Consider the following 18,704-nt stretch of genomic DNA (forward strand, 5'->3'; position numbering starts at 1 on the left):
AAGGACTGACGACCAGCAATGGCCGACGAGAACCCCCCCGTGACCACCGAAGAAGAAGAGCCGGTGCTGCGCATCGAGCCCGTCGGGCTCGAGACCGAGATGCAGCGCTCGTACCTCGACTACGCGATGTCCGTCATCGTGTCCCGCGCGCTGCCCGACGTACGGGACGGCCTCAAGCCCGTCCACCGGCGCGTGCTGTACGCGATGTACGACGGCGGCTACCGGCCCGAGAAGGGCTTCTACAAGTGCGCCCGCGTCGTCGGCGACGTCATGGGTACGTACCACCCGCACGGCGACACCTCGATCTACGACGCGCTCGTCCGCCTCGCCCAGCCCTGGTCGATGCGGATGCCGCTCGTCGACTCCAACGGCAACTTCGGCTCCCCGGGCAACGACCCGGCCGCCGCCATGCGCTACACCGAGTGCAAGATGGCGCCGCTGTCGATGGAGATGGTCCGGGACATCGACGAGGAGACCGTCGACTTCCAGGACAACTACGACGGCCGCAACCAGGAGCCGACGGTCCTCCCGGCGCGCTTCCCGAACCTGCTGGTCAACGGTTCCGCCGGCATCGCGGTCGGCATGGCGACCAACATCCCGCCGCACAACCTCCGCGAGGTCGCCGAGGGCGCCCTGTGGTACCTGGCCCACCCCGAGGCCGGCCACGAGGAGCTCCTCGACGCGCTCATCGAGCGGATCAAGGGCCCCGACTTCCCCACCGGCGCGCTCGTCGTCGGCCGCAAGGGCATCGAGGAGGCGTACCGCACCGGTCGCGGCTCCATCACGATGCGCGCGGTCGTCGAGGTCGAGGAGATCCAGAACCGCCAGTGCCTGGTGGTCACCGAGCTGCCCTACCAGGTCAACCCGGACAACCTCGCGCAGAAGATCGCCGACCTGGTGAAGGACGGCAAGATCGGCGGCATCGCCGACGTCCGCGACGAGACCTCGTCCCGGACCGGCCAGCGCCTGGTCATCGTGCTCAAGCGGGACGCGGTCGCCAAGGTCGTCCTCAACAACCTGTACAAGCACACCGACCTCCAGACGAACTTCGGCGCCAACATGCTGGCGCTCGTCGACGGCGTGCCGCGCACCCTCTCGCTGGACGCGTTCATCCGCCACTGGGTGACGCACCAGATCGAGGTCATCGTCCGCCGGACGAAGTTCCGGCTGCGCAAGGCCGAGGAGCGGGCCCACATCCTGCGCGGCCTCCTCAAGGCGCTCGACGCGATCGACGAGGTCATCGCCCTCATCCGGCGCAGCGACACGGTCGAGGTCGCCCGCGAGGGCCTGATGACCCTCCTCCAGATCGACGAGATCCAGGCCAACGCGATCCTGGAGATGCAGCTCCGCCGGCTCGCCGCCCTGGAGCGCCAGAAGATCATCGCCGAGCACGACGAGCTCCAGGCGAAGATCAACGAGTACAACGCGATCCTCGCCTCGCCCGAGAAGCAGCGGGGCATCGTCAGCGAGGAGCTGACCGCGATCGTCGAGAAGTTCGGCGACGACCGGCGCTCCAAGCTGGTGCCCTTCGACGGTGACATGTCCATCGAGGACCTCATCGCCGAGGAGGACATCGTCGTCACGATCTCGCGCGGCGGCTACGTCAAGCGGACGAAGACCGAGGACTACCGCTCGCAGAAGCGCGGCGGCAAGGGCGTGCGCGGGACGAAGCTGAAGCAGGACGACATCGTCGACCACTTCTTCGTCTCCACCACCCACCACTGGCTGCTCTTCTTCACGAACAAGGGCCGGGTCTACCGGGCCAAGGCGTACGAGCTGCCGGACGCCGGCCGGGACGCCCGCGGCCAGCACGTGGCCAACCTGCTGGCCTTCCAGCCGGACGAGCAGATCGCCCAGATCCTGGCGATCCGCGACTACGAGGCCGCGCCGTACCTGGTCCTCGCCACCCGCTCGGGCCTGGTGAAGAAGACCGCGCTGAAGGACTACGACTCGCCGCGCTCCGGCGGTGTCATCGCGATCAATCTGCGTGAGCGGGACAACGGCGCCGAAGGCGTCGCCGACGAGCTGATCGGCGCCGAGCTGGCCTCCTCCGAGGACGACCTGCTGCTGATCTCCAAGAAGGCGCAGTCGATCCGCTTCACCGCCACGGACGACGCGCTGCGTCCGATGGGACGCGCCACTTCGGGCGTCAAGGGCATGAGTTTCCGCGAGGACGACGAACTGCTCTCGATGAATGTCGTCCGGCCCGGTACGTTCGTCTTCACCGCGACGGACGGCGGGTACGCGAAGCGCACCCCCGTCGACGAGTACCGCGTCCAGGGCCGCGGCGGCCTCGGCATCAAGGCCGCCAAGATCGTGGAGGACCGCGGTTCGCTCGTGGGCGCGCTGGTGGTCGAGGAGACCGACGAGATCCTCGCCATCACGCTCTCCGGCGGTGTGATTCGTACGCGAGTCAACGAAGTCAGGGAGACCGGCCGTGACACCATGGGCGTCCAGCTGATCAACCTGGGCAAGCGCGATGCCGTCGTCGGCATCGCACGCAACGCCGAGGCCGGCAGCGAGGACGAGGACGGCGAGGACGTCGTCGACGCCGAGGGTGCCGTCGAGGCAGTCGAGGCCGAGGGATCGGTCGAGGGCACGGAGCCTGCGACCGGGGATCACGAGGAGTAGAGCGTGAGTGGAGCCACGGGCGCCGGTTCGGCGGCTGCCGGAGCTTCTGCAGGTGCCGGTGCGTACGGCGCCCGTGGCTCGGCCACGGACTCCCAGGGGGGTGCGGTGACGGACGGACGGGGGCAGCAGCCCCCCTACGAGGCCTACAGCGGGCCGCTGCCCGGCGAGCGGCAGGGCGGGCAGCAGCAGGGCCCGTACCACCCGCCGCAGGCCTACGGCGCCCCGACGCAGGGCGGTCAGGCGCGCGGCGGCACCACGGGTGCCGTGCGCCGGCCGCGGACCGGGGCGCGGACCACGCCCCGGACCCGCAAGGCGCGGCTGCGGGTGGCGAAGGCCGACCCGTGGTCGGTGATGAAGGTGAGCTTCCTGCTCTCCATCGCGCTGGGCATCTGCACGGTCGTCGCGGCGGCGGTGCTGTGGATGGTCATGGACGCCATGGGCGTCTTCTCGACGGTCGGCGGGACGATCAGCGAGGCCACGGGCTCGAACGAGTCCAACGGCTTCGACCTGCAGTCCTTCCTCTCGCTGCCGCGGGTCCTCATGTTCACCTCGGTGATCGCGGTGATCGACGTGGTCCTGATGACGGCCCTGGCGACCCTCGGCGCGTTCATCTACAACCTGTCCGCCGGCTTCGTCGGCGGCGTCGAGCTGACGCTGGCCGAGGACGAGTAGTTCGCGAGGGGGCCGGTCCACGAACCGATTTTGGGACTGGCCCCCACGTGCGCTAATGTTCAGGAGTCAGCGCGGCGGGGAAACAAACCGCGAAGCGCGACGGGGCTATAGCTCAGTTGGTTAGAGCGCATCCCTGATAAGGATGAGGCCACAGGTTCAAATCCTGTTAGCCCCACAAACACGAAGACCCCCGACCGTCACGGTCGGGGGTCTTCGGCGTATACGGCTTGTGCCGGCCGGACGGGTGAGTCCGGGCGGTGGGTTTCGGGTCAGTGGCCGCCGTCGGTTCCGAGGTGGAACCTCGTCAGCGCGAAGATGATCGCGAGGTCGAGCACCATCACGGTGATCGCCCATGCCGGGTAGTACGGGATGAACATGAACTGGGTGATCAGGCTGATGCCCGCCGCCGCCACGCCCGCTCCGCGACCCCAGCTCTGGTTGCTCACGACTCCCATGCCGGCGACGACGAGCACCAGCCCGACCACGATGTGGATCCAGCCCCAGGCGGTCAGGTCGAAGCGATAGACGTACTGGGACACGACGAAGATGTTGTCCCGGGCGATGCCGGCGGCCCCCATGAGGATGCTCAGCGGGCCGCTGAGCAGCATCACGGCCCCGGCGAACACGGTCGGGCCGCTGAGTCTGTCGCCGCTGTCCGGCCCCCGGTGTCCTTGACGTGTCCCGTTCGGCATCGCCGCCATGGCCGTCACCTTCCTGTTCCGCGCGGTCCATGCGAGGCCGACCGCGCTCCCCTGACAGGATCTCCGCCATCCCGCGGCATCGCGACCGCAGGCGTCACGAGCGGTAGCGGGGCTTCCGCCGTCCTGGTCCGTGGCCCGGGCCGCGGGGGCGCGCCGTGCCCCGGCGATTCGTCGGTCCGGGGGGATCCCGGCGTGTGAGGTTTGGCGCTCGCACAGGTCACCGATCGGTATCGGTCGATGTGTAGAGTGGGCGTCAGAAGTCTCCTACGTCAACGAAAGACGAGGTCGCGCGGTGAAGAAGCTGCTCCTGGTCGCACTGGCCGCCATCGGCGGGCTCCTCGTGTACCGCCAGATCCAGGCGGATCGCGCCGAGCAGGACCTGTGGACGGAGGCGACCGACTCGGTCCCGTCCGGCTCCGGTGTCTGAGACCCACCCCATCCGAAGTCCGAAGATCCCGGCCGCGCCTCGCGCGGCCGGGATCTTCGCGTCTCCCGGGCCCGTGGTCCTACCTGCTGTTCCCGGGTCGTGACACAAAGTCCTTGAATTCACCCGAGCAAATCACTAGCTTGCAGTGGCAAAGTTGAGTGCTCGCGAACAAGGACGACCGGGGGACGGCGTGACCACAGGACGACGAAGGGCCGCGGCGGGAGGCGCGCTGGCCGGCGTACTCGCGCTGCTGCTCGGCCCGGCGCCGGGGGCGGCGGCCGAGGAAGGCACCGGGACCGCGCCCGGCGGGGCCCTGGTGATGGTGCTCGACTCCTCCGGCTCCATGGCCGACCCGGTGGGCGGCGCCGGAACCGGAGGACGGACGCGGATGGCGGCGGCCCGGGACGCGATCGGGACCGTGGTCGACGGCCTTCCCGACGGCCACCCCACCGGACTGCGCGTCTACGGCGCCGACAAGGCGAGCGGCTGCGACGACACCCGCCTGGCCCGCCCGGTCGCCCCGCTCGACCGCGCCGGGCTGAAGGCCGCCGTGGCGGCGCTCGCGCCCAAGGGGGACACGCCCATCGGGCTCTCCCTCCGCAAGGCCGCCGAGGACCTGCCACGGCCCTCCCCGGGCGCCCCGGCCACCCGCACGATCCTGCTGGTCTCCGACGGCGAGGACACCTGCGGCACCCCGAAACCCTGCGAGGTCGCCGCCGAGCTCGCCCGCCAGGGCGTCGGGCTGCGGATCGACACCGTCGGCTTCCAGGTGGCCGGCAGGGCCCGCGCGGAGCTGGAGTGCGTCGCGGAGGCCGGCAACGGCCGCTACTACGATGCCCCCGACGCCGACGCGCTCGCCCGCCAGCTCCAGCGCGCCGCCCGGCTCTCCGCCGACGGCTACCGGCTCCGCGGCACGCCCGTGCGCGGCACGCCCGCGCGGACCGGCGCCCCCGGACTCGCCCCGGGGCAGTACCTCGACACCATCGGCCCCGGCGAGACCCGCTACTACGCGACCGAGCTCGACGCCGACTCCACCGCCCACTTCGCGGCCACGGCCGTCCCCCAGCCCGGCGCCGCCGTCGACACCGTCGACAAGCTGACCACCGCCGTCGTCTGGATCTCCTCGATCGGCGACGAAGGCTCCTGCGACACCCGCAGCGAGATCTTCCACCAGGACGAGGGCGCCGTGCCGCTCACCTCGGCCGTGGCCCGGATCCCCACCCAGAAGCGGTACTCCGCCTGCGACCGGCCCGGCCGCTACTGGCTGACCGTCGAGCGCGCGAGCAAGCCCGGCTCGGACGCCGCCCGCTGGCCCGTCGAGCTGCTGCTCTCCGTCGAGAAGCCGCTGCCGGCCGGGACCGTGCCGGCGCAGTCCGAGTCCGAGTACGGCGCCGGCGGGCCCAAGGCCGTACTGCCCGCGGGAGAGCCGCGGGACGTCCGGGGCGGCACCGGCTTCAACGACGCGAGGGAAATCGGCACCGGGATCTACCGCGACCGGCTGCTGCCCGCCCAGACCCGCTGGTACAAGGTGCCGGTCGGCTGGGGCCAGCAGCTGCGCTACGACGTCGAGTTCGGCAACGAGCCGACCGTCACCGGCCTCGTCGGCCCGGTCCACTCGTACGGCGGGACCGAGGTGTACACCCCGGCCCGCGAGCCGGTCGGCCGCGGCACCGGCGTCTTCGACTCCCAGACCCTCTACACCGGGAAGCCGGCCCGGCTGCGCATGGGCACCGTCCCGGTCGCCTGGACGAACCGCTACGAGCCGAACCGGAACGTGACCGCCGTCCACCTCCCGGGCAGCCACTACATCGCCGTCACCCTCGGCGCCGACGCGGCCCGGATCGCCCGCGATCCCGAGATCGGCTTCGTGCTGCGCGTACGGGTCGTGGGGGAGGCGAAGGCCGGACCCGAGCACCACGCGCGCGTGCTGACCTCCGAGGAGGCCGCGCAGCGGGGTGAATCCGGCCCCGGTGCGGACACCGGAGCCGCCGGCGGGGCAGGATGGTCCGGCACGACGGCCCTGGCGGTCGGCGGCGGAGCGCTCCTCCTGCTCGCGGGGGTCGTCCTCGGCGTCCGGCCGGGACGGGGCAGGGCGCGGTGACGGACACGACGAGGAGAAGCGCGTGAGCACGCAGGCGGGGGCCACGACCGGGAACGGGGCCGGGCTCCGGTCCGGGCGTCGGGGGAGGGCCGCGGCCCGGACGCGGAAGGCCGCGGCGCTCCTGACGGCCGCGGCCGCGGTCGGTGCGGTCGCCGCGCCGGCCGCCTGGGCGGCCGAGGCGGCCCCCCTGCCCGCGTACTCCTTCGACCCCTCGGCGCAGCGCATCGCGGGCGCCGCCTCCAGCGCCGACGCCAAGCCGCTGGCGCCGGGCGCGACCTACCGGGACACCCTGAAGAAGGACGGCAAGCTCTACTACCGGCTCGACCTGGACACGTCGAAGAACACGTACGTCTCCGCGGTCGCCGTGCCCAAGCCGGGCGGGAAGGCCGCGTACGGCGACGGCTTCCGGATCTCCGTCCAGGACGGCACCGGCATCGAGTGCGGCTACCAGGACGTCGACTTCGGGTCCGGCGAGTACGTGCGGCCGCTGGCCGCCTACGCGCGCCGGATCGTCGACCCGGACGCCTCCGGCTGCCAGGAGGCCGGCACGTACTACGTGGTCGTCGAGCGGGAGTCGGACACCACCTCCACCCCGGACGACTGGGAGCTGGAGCTGCAGCACGTCACCGAGCCGCTGCTGACGAAGAACGGGCCGGACAAGCTGCCCGAGTCCTGGCCCTCGGGGACGCCCGCGCCGGTCGCCGCCGAGCAGAAGAAGCGGCAGGGCGGGAACGGCTTCCACGACGCCGTCTCCCTGGACAAGGGCGAGTGGCGGGCGGACATCAGGCCCGGCCAGACCCTCTACTGGCGGGTGCCGGTCGACTGGGGCCAGCAGCTCTTCACCACCGCCGAGCTGGGCAGCAGCGACGCGGGCGACGAGTCGGTCGGCAACGCGCTCGCGCTCGGCCTCGCCAACCCGGCGCGCGGCTTCGTCGACCTCCAGACGGTGAGCTACAGCGGCGACCCGGCCAGGACCGCCCTCGACCCGCAGCGGCCGGTCGACCACAAGAACCGCTCCGCGTACGAGACCGGCACGAGCGGCATGCGGTTCGCCGGCTGGTACTACCTGACCGCCACGCTCCACCCGGAGATCGCCGAGGAGTACGGGGACCAGCCGCTGCCGCTGATCCTGCGGGTCGACGTGACCGGGACGAAGCAGCCCGGCCCCGACTACGCCGGGGACCCGGGCATCTTCCGGGTGACCGACGGGGACCGGGAGGCGGCGGCGAACGGCGCGACGGGCGCGGAGGCCGCCGGCGACTCGACGATGGCCGTCGTCGCGGCGGGCGGCCTCGGCCTCGGCACCGTCCTGCTCGTCGGCCTCGGCGCCTGGACGCTGCTGGCCCGCAGGGCGGCCCGCTGACCTACACCTGGGTCAGGGCCCAGAAGCCGACCGCCAGCGACACCAGCGCGAGCAGCAGCACCGGGACCGCCACCTTCGGGGGCGGTCCCGGACGCCGTACGGGGACCGCCTGCGCCTGCGTGGGCGCCTGGGCGGGCGGAGCGGCGGTGTACGGGTTCGGCGCGGTGAGCGGGGCGGGGTGGGGCGCCGGCGGGGGCAGGTGGAAGCTGCCCGTCACGGAGGCCGCGGGCACCGGCTGGTGGGGCTGCGGGTACGGCTGCCCGTACGTCCCCGGGGCGGGCTGCGGGACCGGCGCGGGCGGTACGGCCCCGGGCGGCACGGCGCCGGGCGCGGCGGCCGGGACCGGCGGGGTCCGCACGGCGTCCTGGACCGGCGGCGGGGCGTCCTGGACCGGGCGGGCCACCGGGCCCTCGGGCCCGAAGCCGGCCGGCAGCGGGCCGAGCTGGTCGAAGATCTCCACCGGCTCCTCGCCGGCCGCCGGCTCGGGCAGCATCTCCACGGCGGCGCTCAGCGCCTTCCGCGCGCCCGTGGCCGTCCGGAAGCGGGCCTGCGGATCGGGCTGCAGCAGCCCGGCCAGGACCTGCCACAGCGGCTCCGGCACGCTCTGCGGGGCCGGCGGGGTGCCATGGGCCAGGAAGTGCTCCACGAGGGCCTGCGAGTCCGGCCGGGTGCCGTGCAGCAGATAGAGCCCGACGAGCCCGACCGCGTACAGGTCCGCGGTGAAGTCGGGCTCGGCGCCGAGGAGTTGCTCGGGCGCGAAGTAACCGGGCGTGCCCACGACGTAGTTGGTCTCGGTGAGCCGGGGTTCGCCCTTGCGCATCGAGATGCCGAAGTCCGACAGGCGCAGGTGCGGGCGGCCCGCGCCGGTGACCTCCATCAGGATGTTGGCCGGCTTGATGTCCCGGTGGACGACGCCCTCCGCGTGCACCGTCGCCAGGCCCGAGAGCAGCTGGTCGAGGAGGGTGCACACGAAGCGGGGCGGCAGCGGGCCGTAGTCGCCGATGACGTGGGCGAGCGAACCGCCGGCGATCAGGTCCATCGTGAAGAGGACCTTGTCGTCGTCGGCGGCCCAGCTGGCCGGGGCGAGGACGTGCGGATGGTCGATCCGCAGCGCCTGCTCGCGGACGAAGCGCAGCAGGGTGTGCGCGTCGCTCTGCTGGAGGACCTTGGCCGCCACGTAGCGGCGGCGGCGGTGGTCCCAGGCGCGCCAGACCGCGCCGGCCCCACCCCGCCCGATCGGGTCGATCAGCTCGTACCTGCCGGCGAAGACCTCACCCATCGCGCTGCGCCGCTCCCCGTCCGTCGTCCGTCGTCAGTCGTGCGTGTGCCGTGTCAGTTCTGGTGCGACTCGTAGTGGGCGACCGCGTCCGCGGTGCGCCCGGCTCCGTACACCCGGAGGAACTCTGCCAGCTCCGGGTGGGCCGGGGCGAGGGAGTCGGCGGCGTCGATGATGTCCCCGGCCGCGGCCACGGAGCGCAACAGCGACTGGATCTCGCGGACCACGCGGCGCACGGTGGGGGCGCCCGAGCCGTTGGCGGACTGGCCGCTGGTGGCGGTGAGGACCGAGCCGCCCTGGGACTTCTTGATCTCGTCCATGCGGTCGGTGGCCTCGGCGGCGCTGACGCTGCCGTCGGCGACCTGCACGGCGAGCTCCTGGAGGGCCTGGACGCGCTGGACCACGGCCGGGTTGCCGATCTTGGCCCGCTGGCCGCTCATCAGCTGGGACAGCATGGGCGCGGAGAGCCCGAGCACGGCGGCCAGACGGGCCTGGTTGAGCCCGAGATCGTCGATCAGCCGACGGAAGAGCGCCCCCAGCGGCTCTCCGTACCAACTGCGCTGAAGCTCTCTGGCTCTTGCCGTGGCTTCCTGCTGCGCTGCGTCCATCACTTCTCCCCATCCCTTGGTTCGCCACTGCGAACCCCGGTCAGCATCTTACGGAGCGTGGTCGTTCACCGGGAGTCCCCACCTTTTGCCCGGGACAGGGGGGGAACCGGTACGCTGTTCTCGTTCCGGGGCCTTAGCTCAGTTGGTAGAGCGCTGTCTTTGCATGGCAGATGTCAGGGGTTCGACTCCCCTAGGCTCCACCGGAAGAATGCCCTCCGACCTGCGGGAACGCAGTTTCGGGGGGCATTTTTGGTGTCTCTGTCCTGGTTGCGCCGCAGTCTCGGCCGGCCGCGGCTCCGCGCGTCCCCTGGGTGCAGGTCCGTGCAGCTGCACTCCTGTGACCCTTATGCCGGCCCGTCGGGCGGGCCCACAGTCTCTCTGGCCAGAAGTGTGTCCCTTTCCCCAGGGAGGTCAGAGAGTTGGACACGAAGGAGAGCGCGCTGAGCGCCGCTCAGCTGCTGGAGACCGCCCACAAGGCGGTCCAGCAGGGTTTTCCCTGTGATGACCGGCTGGCCCGGGCGGCGCTGCACCTCATCGAGTGCGCCACCGACGTCGTCGTACGACTGCCCGAGCGCGACCTCGACTCCGCGCGCGAGGCGCTCAGCCTGGCGCGGGCCGCGGTGGTCACCGCCACGACCGCCGTCCGGGAGGTCCACGACCGGGACCGGACCGGTCCCCGGGAGAATGTCCCCGCAGAATCCGGTATTCCGCTCGGAAGCGGGAGGGTGTTCTGCGGAATTGACCGATAGGGGCGCCGATCCGCCCGGCCCCGTGCCCGCCGTCGACTTCATGTCAACGGCGGGCACGGGGCTTTGTCATGTGTGCCGTGCAGATGTGCAAGCGGAATGCCGTCTGCTGCATGTTCCCGCAGTGGATTCAGACTTGTGCACTGCACAAGTCTGACCTTATTCGGCTCCTGTCGATTTCCAAGAATGAAGTCGTGAGCGGACGAGCCGCCCACGCACCGGGAACAGGAGCCCTGAGCATGTCGATCACCGCCCTGACGACGAAGACCTCCGCCGCCCGCCGCATCGTGCGGACCGCGGCGATCGCCACCGCCGCCGGTCTCGCCGTCCTCGCCTCGGGCGGGATCGCGGCCGCCGGCGAGCCGGTCGTCTCGTCCACCCCCGTGGTGGTGACCACCGACACGCCCGCGGACCACGGCTGGGACTGAGCGAGGCGGCCGGAAAGCCGAGCTCCAGCCGATATTTCCCCCACACACCTGTCCAGTCACCCGGAGGACACACCATGACGATCAGCCCCGCCCTCGAGACCGAGACCGCCACCACCGCCCTCCTCGGCCCCGAGATCGAGCTCCGCAGCCAGATCTCCGTGGAGCTCGTCGACCACACCGCGTCCGACCTGGGCGTCGTACGGGCGGCCAGGGTCTCCACCGCCGGCGAGGAGGCGCACCGGGAGGAGCGCGGCGAAGAATACATCGGCGGTCTCATCCGGTATTTGATGCGCAGCCGGCACGGCAGCCCCTTCGAGCACAATTCCATGACCTTCCTGGTCCACGCGCCGATCTTCGCGATCCGCCACATGATGCGGCACCGAATGTGGTCGTTCAACGAGGAAAGCGCCCGTTACAAGGACCTCAAGAACGTCTTCTACGTGCCGGACCGCGACCGCGCGCTCAAGCAGGAGGGAAAGCCCGGCCACTACCGTTACGTGTCGGGCAGCGAGCAGGATTACGAGCTGATGAGCGAGGCCACCAGCGAGGCGTACCGGTCGGCCTTCCGCGAGTACCAGCGCATGCTCGACGCGGGCATATCCCGTGAGCTGGCGCGCATGGTGCTGCCGGTCGCGACCTTCTCCACCGTCTACGCCACGTGCAACGCCCGTTCCCTCATGCATTTCCTGGGCCTGCGCACCAATCGCGCGGACGCCGCGTACGTCTCCCACCCGCAGCGCGAGATCGAGGTCGTCGCGGAGCAGATGGAGGCGGAGTTCGCCCGGCTCATGCCGCTGACCCACGAGGCGTTCGAGAAGTTCGGGCGCGTCAGCCCCTGACCGGAACACCGGGAAATAGGAGGTGGCCGTGCGCGTCACGGTCTACGCGGGATCGGCCCTGGGAAACCGGGCCGTCTATGAGGAGGCTGCCGCCCTCTTCGCCAAGGAACTGGTCGCGGCAGGACACGACATCGTCTACGGCGGGGGCGCGGCCGGCCTCATGGGTGTGGTCGCCGACTCCGCCCTCGCCGCCGGCGGCCGGGTCACGGGAGTGATCCCCAAGCACCTCGTCGACGCGGAGGTCGCCCATCAGGGCCTGACCGAACTGCACGTCGTCGACACCATGCACCAGCGCAAGCAGAAGATGGCCGACCTGGCCGACGCCTTCGTGGCGCTGCCGGGCGGCGTGGGCACCGTCGAGGAGATCCTCGAGGTCTGGGCCTGGCTGATCCTCGGCCGGCACGGCAAGCCCATGGCGCTGCTGAACGTCGAAGGCTACTGGGACCGCATGCACCGCATGATCTGCCGCATGTCGTCCAGCGGATTCCTGCGCGAGCAGGAGGTCGGGACCCTCGCCTCCGTCGGCGACGCGGCCGGCTTCCTGGAGCTCGTACGGGACTGGGAGCCCCCGCCGCCGCGGTGGGGTTGAGGGAGAGATGAAGCCATGTCGGTACTGAACATGGAGAGCGCGGCCGGCACGGCCGCCGAAGTGACCGTGGTGGACGGCTACGTCCCGGTCATCGACCTGAGCTCGGCGAGGACGAGCGAGGCGGCGGACGGCCGGCTCGCCTCGGTGATCGACGAGGTGTGCCGCACCAGCGGCTTCCTCGTGATCGTCGGGCACGGCGTCGCGGAGTCCACCATCGCCGAGATGTACCGGGCCACCCGCGAGTTCTTCGCGCTGCCCGCGGAGGTCAAGAACGGCGTGCTGGCCGACCCGGCCGACCCGCTGATGCGGGGCTTCGGGCGCAAGGGCAGCCTGGCCGCCTCCAACGCCGATGCCGAGGTCGAGCAGGAGCGCGCCCTTCCGGACATCTCCGAGACCTTCACGGTCAACCGGCTGGGCGAGCCGGACGGGCGGCGGGCCCTGCCGGCCGACGCCGACGAGGCCCTCGCCACCCCGAACCAGTGGCCCGCGCTGCCCGGATTCGCCGAGGCGTACCGGAGCTACTACGCGGCGATGGAGGTGCTCGCCGACGACATCATGCGGCTGTTCGCCCTCGCCCTCGGCCTGCCCGGGGACTGGTTCGAGGACAAGATCGAGAACCACATGACCAACCTGACCGCGAACTACTACCCGGCGCAGCCCGAGCCCCCGGCCCCCGGCCAGCTGCGCAAGGGCGTCCACAGCGACTGGGGCAGCCTGACGATCCTCTACCAGGACCAGGGCGCCGGCGGTCTCCAGGTCCTCGACAAGGCGGGCGAGTGGCTCGACGTCCCGTACATCGAGGGCTCGTTCGTCGTGAACATCGGCGACCTGATGGCGATCTGGACGAACAACCGGTGGGTCAGCACGGTCCACCGGGTGGTCAACCCGCCGCGTGAACTGGCCGGACAGGAGCGGTACTCGGTGCCGTTCTTCCACCAGCCCGCGTACGACGCGCTCATCGAGTGCATCCCCACCTGCACGGGCCCGGACAACCCCGCCCGCCACGAGCCCGTCCGCTCCGGCGCGTACATCACCGGCAAGTTCAGCCGGGCGTACGGGAACTGACGCAATGAGCAGGTCTGTCCTGCTGCTCGGCGGTGCGGGAGCGACGGCACAGAGCCTGCTGACGGCGGCGCGGTCGCTGGGCGTCCCGGTCCACCTCGCGACACACCGCGCCGGGGCCGAGCGGTCGGCTTACGCGGGTGTCGTCGTGGCCGATTTCCGACGGCCCGCACAGGCCGTCGGCCGGCTCGCCGAGTACTGCCTCCGGCAGGGCATCGGCGGGGTGGCGGCCGGCGGGGAGCCCCTGGCCCCGCTGGCCGCCTCGGTGGCCGAGGTGCTCGGGCTTCCCGGTCACCCCCCGGGCGCGGCGGCCGCCGTCCGCGACCGCCGGCGGACGGCGCAGATCCTGCTGGCCCACGGGGTGCCGGGCCCGCGCACCCTGGCCGTCCGCCTGCCCGGGGCGGCCGAGACGCGGCGCCGGGCCGCGGGCCTCGGATACCCGGTCGTGGTGCGGCCCGCCGAGAGTCCCAGTGCGGCGGGCGCGGCCGTCGTGTGGAACGCGCGCGACCTCCCGGAGGCCGTGCGGCGCGTCCTCGCACGGCGCGAGGACCCGGTCCACGGGACCGACCCCGCGCCGGTGGCGCTCATCCAGGAGTACCTGGAGGGGACCGAGTACCGCGTCGAGTCCGTGTCACGGGCCGGCCGGTTCGGGCACCTGGCGATGCTGCGGTCCGCCGACGAGGACGGCCCGGTGCGGCGGGCGGCCGGGTACACCCTGCCCTCCGGCCTGCCGGACGCCACCACCTTCGCGCTCCTGTCCGTGGTGGAGCGCGGCCTGGCCGCGCTCGGCCTGCGCGACGGGCTCGCGCACACGGCGCTCAAGCTGACGGCGGACGGGCCGCGGCTCCTCACCGTCGGCACCGCCGCCCCGGAGGGGCCGGTCACGCAGCTGATCGAGCACGCCACCGGGGTCAGCGTGGCCAGGGTGTACCTCCAGGTCGTCCTGGGCGAGCGGCCGGAGATCAGCCCCCACGGGCTCCGGCCCGCCGCCCTCCGCTACATCACCACCGCCCGGCACGGGGTCTTCCACGGACTGCGCGGAATGCTCTCCAGCCCGTACGTGGCGGCCGCCCGCTCGTACGTGGACCTCGGCGCCCGCGTGGGCGGCGGGCACGACGGTCCGGCGGGCGGCGTCCGCACCCGGCTCGGCCACGTGATCGCCACCGCGGACGGCCCCGACCGGGCCGACGTACGGGCCGACGAGGCCCTGGCGGGGATCACCGCCCACGTCGGGGTCTGACCCGCCTCTCCCGCGCGCGGCGCGTCCCCCACCCCCCTCGCACCCCCCGCGCCCCTCGCCCCTGCCCCCGCCCCCGCCCCACCCCCATCGAACCCATCCCTATCGAACGTCAGCGACCGGAGGAACGACCATGAAGGGAACGCAGGGTCCGCTCCAGCGGATCCTCGGCATTGGCTGGCGGCTGCACGGTGACGGCCGGGCCCCGCGGCCCGGCGCGGCCGTCATGCCGGACGAGCGGCTCTCCTGGCCGCGCACGGTGGGCCTCGGGGCCCAGCACGTCGTCGCGATGTTCGGTGCGACCTTCGTGTTCCCCGTCGTGATGGGGCTCGACCCCAACCTCGCGATCATGATGTCGGGCATCGCGACCGTGGTGTTCCTGCTCGTGGTGCAGGGCAAGATCCCGAGCTACCTCGGCACGAGCGCGTCCTTCGTCGGCGCGGTCGCCGCGATCCGGGCGGCCGGCGGCAGCTCGGCGACCGTGACCGGCGCCATCCTCGTCGCGGGCCTGGTCCTCGCCGCGGTCGGCCTGCTCGTCCACTTCGCCGGGCCCGGCCTGGTGAACAAGGCCTTCCCGCCGGTGGTCGCGGGCGCCGTGGTGCTGCTGATCGGACTCAACCTGGCCCCGGTGGTGGCCGACATCTACTGGCCCCAGGACCAGTGGACGGCGCTCGCCACCATGGCCGTCGTGATCGCCGCCGGGGTCCTGCTGCGCGGGTTCTGGAGCCGGCTCGCGGTGCTCGTCGGCCTCGTCTTCGGCTACGCGCTCTCCTGGGTGCTCGACCGGACCCTCGGGCAGATCACCGCGCCCGGCCCCACCGGAGAGGTCACCACCCACGCGCGGGTCCAGCTCGACGCGGTCGCCGACGCCGCCTGGTTCGGGCTGCCCACCATGCACGCGCCGAGCTTCAGCACCTCGGCGATCCTGCTCGTCCTGCCGGGTGTCATCGCGCTGCTCGCCGAGAACACCGGTCACTTCAAGGCCGTCTCCGAGATGACCGGCAGGGACCTCGACCCGGTCCTCGGCCGCGGCATCCTCGGCGACGGTCTCGGCACCGTGGTCTCCTCGGCGGTCGGCGGCGCGCCGACGACCACGTACGCGGAGAACATCGGCGTGATGGCCGCGACCCGCGTCTACTCGACCGCCGCGTACTGGATGGCGGCCGCGGCGGCCCTGGTCTTCGGCCTGTGCCCGAAGTTCGGCGCGCTGGTCGCCGCCACCCCGGGCGCGGTGCTCGGCGGCATCACCGTGGTGCTCTACGGGATGATCGGCCTGCTCGGCGCCAAGATCTGGATCAGGGCCCGCGTGGACTTCTCGGACCCGGTCAACCTGGTCCCGATCGCGGCCGGGTCGGTGCTCGGCATCGGCGGGGTCAACCTCCAGGTCACCGACACCTTCTCCATCAGCGGCATCGCGCTCGGCACCCTGGTCACCCTGGTCGGCTACCACGCCCTGGCCCTGGTCCGCGGCCCGGGCCGGACGGGCGGGACGAAGGACGTCGCGCCGGCCACCGGGACGGACGCCGTGCCGCAGCCCGCTGCCACGCAACCCGCTGCCACGCAGCCCGCGGCCACGAAGGCCGCCGCCACGAAGGCCGCCGTGATGTAGCTGTCCCCCCCCCACCACCACGGGCGGGGCGTGAGGCGATCAGCAGATCGCCTCACGCCCCGCCCGTCTCGTGTGCCGGTGCCGGCTCCTCGGGGGCGGAGGTCTGCGATCCGGCGAGCTGGCCCAGCCGGTAGCCGAGCTGGAAGCGGGTCTCCGCTTCGAGGTCCGCCTTGAGTTTCGCCAGGTGGGAGGCGTACGCGCGGGTGCTGAGCCCGATGCGCTTCGCGATCGCGTTGTCGCTGTCGCCATGGATGAGGCAGCGGATGATGGTCTCCCGCAGCGCTCCGCTCAACTGGCTGGATTCGTTCGGTGTGCGGGAGCCCTGGAAGGGTTTGGCGCGCTGCCAGTTCCGCTCGAACACCTCGGCCAGGAACCGCACCACGGCCGGATCCCGTACGACGACGGCCTGGTCGCGGGCGGTGTTGGCGGGGATGACCGCGAGGGCGCGGTCCACGATGATCAGCCGGTCGAAGAACTCGTCGAGCGTCCGGATCTGCGCGCCGAGCGCGGATATCTCGCTCACGTAGTCCCGGGTGGGGCCGTCGTGCCAGGCGGTGTGCTGGTACAGGGTCCGCACCTTGACCCCGCGGTCGAGCAGCGCAGCGGTCTGCCGGCGGATCGCGTGCAGGGTGGCCTGCGGCCGGGGGCCGCCGGGCTGCGCGGTGAACAGCTCCTCCGCGCACTGCTGCACCGATTCGTTGACGATCGAGCTGATGGCGGCCTTGCCCTCGATCCGTACGATCGGCACACCGTCCGACGCGCCCGAGGCCGGACGGGACTCGGCGATCAGCGGGCGGAGCAGCTCCGTGAGGCTGCGCGCCTCCTCCAGCATCATCAGCGCGGAGGAGCGCAGCTGCGCGCCGAGACGGGCCTCGACGATTCCCGGGTCCACGGCGGTCAGTTTGTCCGGAACTGAATCATCCGCGTCCAGCATGCCCATCGAGAGCAGCTCTTGGAGCACCTCCCGGTCCTCGTCCGCTTCCGCCGAGTCCGGACCGTTTCCGGAAAGGGTCGGCACGCGTCTTCGCTGCGAATCCCGGCACAGCAGATTGACGTATGCCGCACGAGCCTTTGCGCTGAGGATGGGCGTCACTGACTGCTGCGGTTGCATGGCTGACTCCGGTGAGAGTGGCGATCATCACGCGAAACGGGGCGAAGGGTAGCCCGCCTGCCTGTGTGGTGAACGGTTAGTTACGGTCAACTTGGCTGGATCATAGAGCTGTTGCCCCCCATGGAGAGGCTATTCGCCCCCGTCCGTGTCAAGTCGGAGTCCCAGCTGGTGGGCTTTGTAACCCGCCTGGAATCGGCTTTCCGCACCCAATTCGTCCGTGACGTCCTTCACATGACGGCGCAAAGTGCGGGTGGCCATCCCCAGCCGCTTGGCGATCGTCTCGTCCTTCAGGCCGGCCGCCATCAGCCGCAGGATCGTGAGCCTCAGCGCCTCCGGGGGCTGTGGCGGATCTGGCTGGATCGCGTCGAAGGGGCGGCCGGACTCCCACAGGCTCTCGAACATCCGGTACAGGAAGCCCACCACCGTCGGGTCCGTGACGACCGAGGCGCCCTGCGGCCCGCCCGCCGTCCGCTGCTGCGGCACGAACGCCGTCTCCCGGTCGAAGATGATGATCCGGTCGAACGCCTCGGCGGTGGTACGGATCTCCGCACCGGCCGCCGACACCGTGCGCACGTACATCTGCGTGCTCAGACTGGCCCGGGCCGTGTGCTGGTAGAGCGTGCGCAGCCGGACCCCGCGGTCCAGCATCGACAGGCTCTCCTCGATGATGCCGCGCAGCGTGTCGGAGCTGCGGCCGCCGCCCGGCTGGATGCTCACCATCTCCTCGGTGCACAGCCGGGTCATCAGGGACAGTTCCCGCCGGACGTCGTCCGCCTCGCCGAAGGTGCGCACCCCGTCGGCGCGCCGCCCCGTGCGCTCGTGCTGCGTGAACAGCGGCGCCAGGGGGCGCAGCCGGGTGTGGATGTCCACCAGCTCCTGCTGCCGGCGGCGGATCTCCTGCTCCAGCGGGGCCCGGACCGCCATCTCGGCGATCGTGGGATCCGTCGGTATCAGGCCGTCTCCGCAGCCGGCGGGCAGCAGCAGGCCGAGTTCGAGTAGGTTGTCCCGCGCGCGGGTCAACTCGGTTCCGGAAAGCCCGAGTTCGTTTTCCGCCGCGGTCAGGTCGGAGTCGCGAAGCACACCGCTGCGCAACACCCACGCGTAGACGGTCAGCGATTCCGGCGCCAACTGAGCCGTGCCATCGGGGCTTTGTGTCCCTGAACGCTCCATTTGTCGAGAACCTCTTCTGGTCTGTCCACATTGGGACACCGAGTATCTCTCCACCCGGCCCGCGCCTGCTGCGAGAGTCTTCTCATCGCGCTGGACGGCACGCGTCGCGCGACTTCTGAAAATTCCCCGAAGGG

17 protein-coding genes and 2 tRNA genes are annotated in these 18,704 nt (G+C 71.8%); 14 read left to right on the top strand and 5 right to left on the bottom strand.

Annotated elements, in window-relative coordinates; all coding sequences use genetic code 11:
* Positions 1 to 18: 18 nt before the first annotated feature.
* The 3 genes from gyrA (at position 19) to AB0E19_RS17920 (ending at position 3,478) form a co-directional block, all read left to right on the top strand.
* Complete coding sequence (gyrA, locus tag AB0E19_RS17910; RefSeq protein WP_362180406.1) at positions 19 to 2,631, top strand: DNA gyrase subunit A; 2,613 nt, start codon at positions 19 to 21, stop codon at positions 2,629 to 2,631.
* 105 nt (positions 2,632 to 2,736) lie between these two features.
* Positions 2,737 to 3,303 (top strand): DUF3566 domain-containing protein, encoded by a 567-nt coding sequence (locus AB0E19_RS17915; protein ID WP_362180409.1) that lies wholly within the window; start codon positions 2,737 to 2,739, stop codon positions 3,301 to 3,303.
* A gap of 101 nt (positions 3,304 to 3,404) precedes the next feature.
* Positions 3,405 to 3,478: transfer RNA gene (locus AB0E19_RS17920), tRNA-Ile, on the top strand.
* A 94-nt stretch (positions 3,479 to 3,572) separates the two neighbouring features.
* Here AB0E19_RS17920 and AB0E19_RS17925 read toward each other — a convergent pair.
* Complete coding sequence (locus AB0E19_RS17925) at positions 3,573 to 4,004, bottom strand: hypothetical protein (RefSeq protein WP_362180412.1); 432 nt, start codon at positions 4,002 to 4,004, stop codon at positions 3,573 to 3,575.
* Positions 4,005 to 4,296: 292 nt separating this feature from the next.
* Here AB0E19_RS17925 and AB0E19_RS17930 point away from each other — a divergent pair, with 292 nt between their 5' ends.
* From AB0E19_RS17930 to AB0E19_RS17940, 3 genes are all read left to right on the top strand, one after another.
* Positions 4,297 to 4,431 (top strand): DLW-39 family protein, encoded by a 135-nt coding sequence (locus AB0E19_RS17930; protein WP_208809277.1) that lies wholly within the window; start codon positions 4,297 to 4,299, stop codon positions 4,429 to 4,431.
* A 190-nt stretch (positions 4,432 to 4,621) separates the two neighbouring features.
* On the top strand, positions 4,622 to 6,532 hold the full coding sequence (locus tag AB0E19_RS17935; RefSeq protein ID WP_362180415.1) for a VWA domain-containing protein: 1,911 nt from the start codon (positions 4,622 to 4,624) through the stop codon (positions 6,530 to 6,532).
* 22 nt (positions 6,533 to 6,554) lie between these two features.
* Positions 6,555 to 7,895: a hypothetical protein gene (locus tag AB0E19_RS17940; protein WP_362180423.1), complete on the top strand. Its 1,341-nt coding sequence runs from the start codon at positions 6,555 to 6,557 to the stop codon at positions 7,893 to 7,895.
* Between the two features lies 1 nt (position 7,896).
* On the opposite strand, the gene AB0E19_RS17945 is transcribed toward AB0E19_RS17940, so the two are convergent.
* Together AB0E19_RS17945 and AB0E19_RS17950 are read right to left on the bottom strand one after the other, a co-directional pair.
* On the bottom strand, positions 7,897 to 9,174 hold the full coding sequence (locus tag AB0E19_RS17945) for a serine/threonine-protein kinase (protein WP_362180426.1): 1,278 nt from the start codon (positions 9,172 to 9,174) through the stop codon (positions 7,897 to 7,899).
* Positions 9,175 to 9,227: 53 nt separating this feature from the next.
* The gene (locus tag AB0E19_RS17950; RefSeq protein WP_362180429.1) at positions 9,228 to 9,779 is read right to left on the bottom strand and encodes a DNA-binding protein; all 552 of its coding nucleotides are present in this window, start codon (positions 9,777 to 9,779) and stop codon (positions 9,228 to 9,230) included.
* A 127-nt stretch (positions 9,780 to 9,906) separates the two neighbouring features.
* Between AB0E19_RS17950 and AB0E19_RS17955 the strand changes: the two genes are divergently transcribed.
* The 8 genes from AB0E19_RS17955 to AB0E19_RS17990 all read left to right on the top strand — a co-directional run bounded on the left by AB0E19_RS17955 (position 9,907) and on the right by AB0E19_RS17990 (position 16,289).
* Positions 9,907 to 9,979, top strand: a tRNA-Ala gene (locus AB0E19_RS17955).
* A gap of 219 nt (positions 9,980 to 10,198) precedes the next feature.
* On the top strand, positions 10,199 to 10,528 hold the full coding sequence (locus AB0E19_RS17960; protein WP_360604184.1) for a hypothetical protein: 330 nt from the start codon (positions 10,199 to 10,201) through the stop codon (positions 10,526 to 10,528).
* A gap of 236 nt (positions 10,529 to 10,764) precedes the next feature.
* Entirely contained in the window at positions 10,765 to 10,953 is a 189-nt protein-coding gene (locus tag AB0E19_RS17965; RefSeq protein WP_362180433.1) for a hypothetical protein, read from the top strand.
* Between the two features lie 74 nt (positions 10,954 to 11,027).
* A complete protein-coding gene (gene thyX, locus AB0E19_RS17970; protein WP_362180436.1) occupies positions 11,028 to 11,792 on the top strand; it encodes an FAD-dependent thymidylate synthase in 765 nt (254 codons plus the stop codon).
* Between the two features lie 28 nt (positions 11,793 to 11,820).
* Positions 11,821 to 12,381, top strand: a complete 561-nt coding sequence (locus tag AB0E19_RS17975) for a TIGR00730 family Rossman fold protein (RefSeq protein WP_360604178.1) — start codon at positions 11,821 to 11,823, stop codon at positions 12,379 to 12,381.
* Between the two features lie 15 nt (positions 12,382 to 12,396).
* Entirely contained in the window at positions 12,397 to 13,446 is a 1,050-nt protein-coding gene (locus tag AB0E19_RS17980) for a 2OG-Fe(II) oxygenase family protein (RefSeq protein WP_362180441.1), read from the top strand.
* 4 nt (positions 13,447 to 13,450) lie between these two features.
* Positions 13,451 to 14,683, top strand: coding sequence for an ATP-grasp domain-containing protein (locus AB0E19_RS17985; protein WP_362180445.1), 1,233 nt, complete (start codon positions 13,451 to 13,453; stop codon positions 14,681 to 14,683).
* Between the two features lie 130 nt (positions 14,684 to 14,813).
* Positions 14,814 to 16,289 carry a solute carrier family 23 protein gene (locus AB0E19_RS17990; protein WP_362180448.1) on the top strand — a complete coding sequence of 492 codons (1,476 nt, stop codon included), beginning with the start codon at positions 14,814 to 14,816 and terminating at the stop codon, positions 16,287 to 16,289.
* Between the two features lie 52 nt (positions 16,290 to 16,341).
* Here the strand turns inward: AB0E19_RS17990 and AB0E19_RS17995 are convergent, their stop codons facing one another.
* Together AB0E19_RS17995 and AB0E19_RS18000 are read right to left on the bottom strand one after the other, a co-directional pair.
* Positions 16,342 to 17,250, bottom strand: coding sequence for a LuxR family transcriptional regulator (locus tag AB0E19_RS17995; RefSeq protein WP_362180451.1), 909 nt, complete (start codon positions 17,248 to 17,250; stop codon positions 16,342 to 16,344).
* A gap of 279 nt (positions 17,251 to 17,529) precedes the next feature.
* On the bottom strand, positions 17,530 to 18,570 hold the full coding sequence (locus AB0E19_RS18000) for a helix-turn-helix transcriptional regulator (RefSeq protein ID WP_362180454.1): 1,041 nt from the start codon (positions 18,568 to 18,570) through the stop codon (positions 17,530 to 17,532).
* Positions 18,571 to 18,704 lie beyond the last annotated feature (134 nt).

Source organism: Streptomyces sp. NPDC047974 (assembly GCF_040653375.1).
GTDB lineage: Bacteria > Actinomycetota > Actinomycetes > Streptomycetales > Streptomycetaceae > Streptomyces.

What these genes read in the sequence shown, in the direction of transcription:
- gyrA (WP_362180406.1), top strand. Translation starts at nt 19, where the DNA reads ATGGCCGACGAGAACCCCCCCGTGACCACCGAAGAAGAAGAGCCGGTG.
- AB0E19_RS17925 (WP_362180412.1), bottom strand. Translation starts at nt 4,004, where the DNA reads ATGGCGGCGATGCCGAACGGGACACGTCAAGGACACCGGGGGCCGGAC.
- AB0E19_RS17945 (WP_362180426.1), bottom strand. Translation starts at nt 9,174, where the DNA reads ATGGGTGAGGTCTTCGCCGGCAGGTACGAGCTGATCGACCCGATCGGG.
- AB0E19_RS17950 (WP_362180429.1), bottom strand. Translation starts at nt 9,779, where the DNA reads ATGGACGCAGCGCAGCAGGAAGCCACGGCAAGAGCCAGAGAGCTTCAG.
- AB0E19_RS17965 (WP_362180433.1), top strand. Translation starts at nt 10,765, where the DNA reads ATGTCGATCACCGCCCTGACGACGAAGACCTCCGCCGCCCGCCGCATC.
- thyX (WP_362180436.1), top strand. Translation starts at nt 11,028, where the DNA reads ATGACGATCAGCCCCGCCCTCGAGACCGAGACCGCCACCACCGCCCTC.
- AB0E19_RS17980 (WP_362180441.1), top strand. Translation starts at nt 12,397, where the DNA reads ATGTCGGTACTGAACATGGAGAGCGCGGCCGGCACGGCCGCCGAAGTG.
- AB0E19_RS17985 (WP_362180445.1), top strand. Translation starts at nt 13,451, where the DNA reads ATGAGCAGGTCTGTCCTGCTGCTCGGCGGTGCGGGAGCGACGGCACAG.
- AB0E19_RS17990 (WP_362180448.1), top strand. Translation starts at nt 14,814, where the DNA reads ATGAAGGGAACGCAGGGTCCGCTCCAGCGGATCCTCGGCATTGGCTGG.
- AB0E19_RS18000 (WP_362180454.1), bottom strand. Translation starts at nt 18,570, where the DNA reads ATGGAGCGTTCAGGGACACAAAGCCCCGATGGCACGGCTCAGTTGGCG.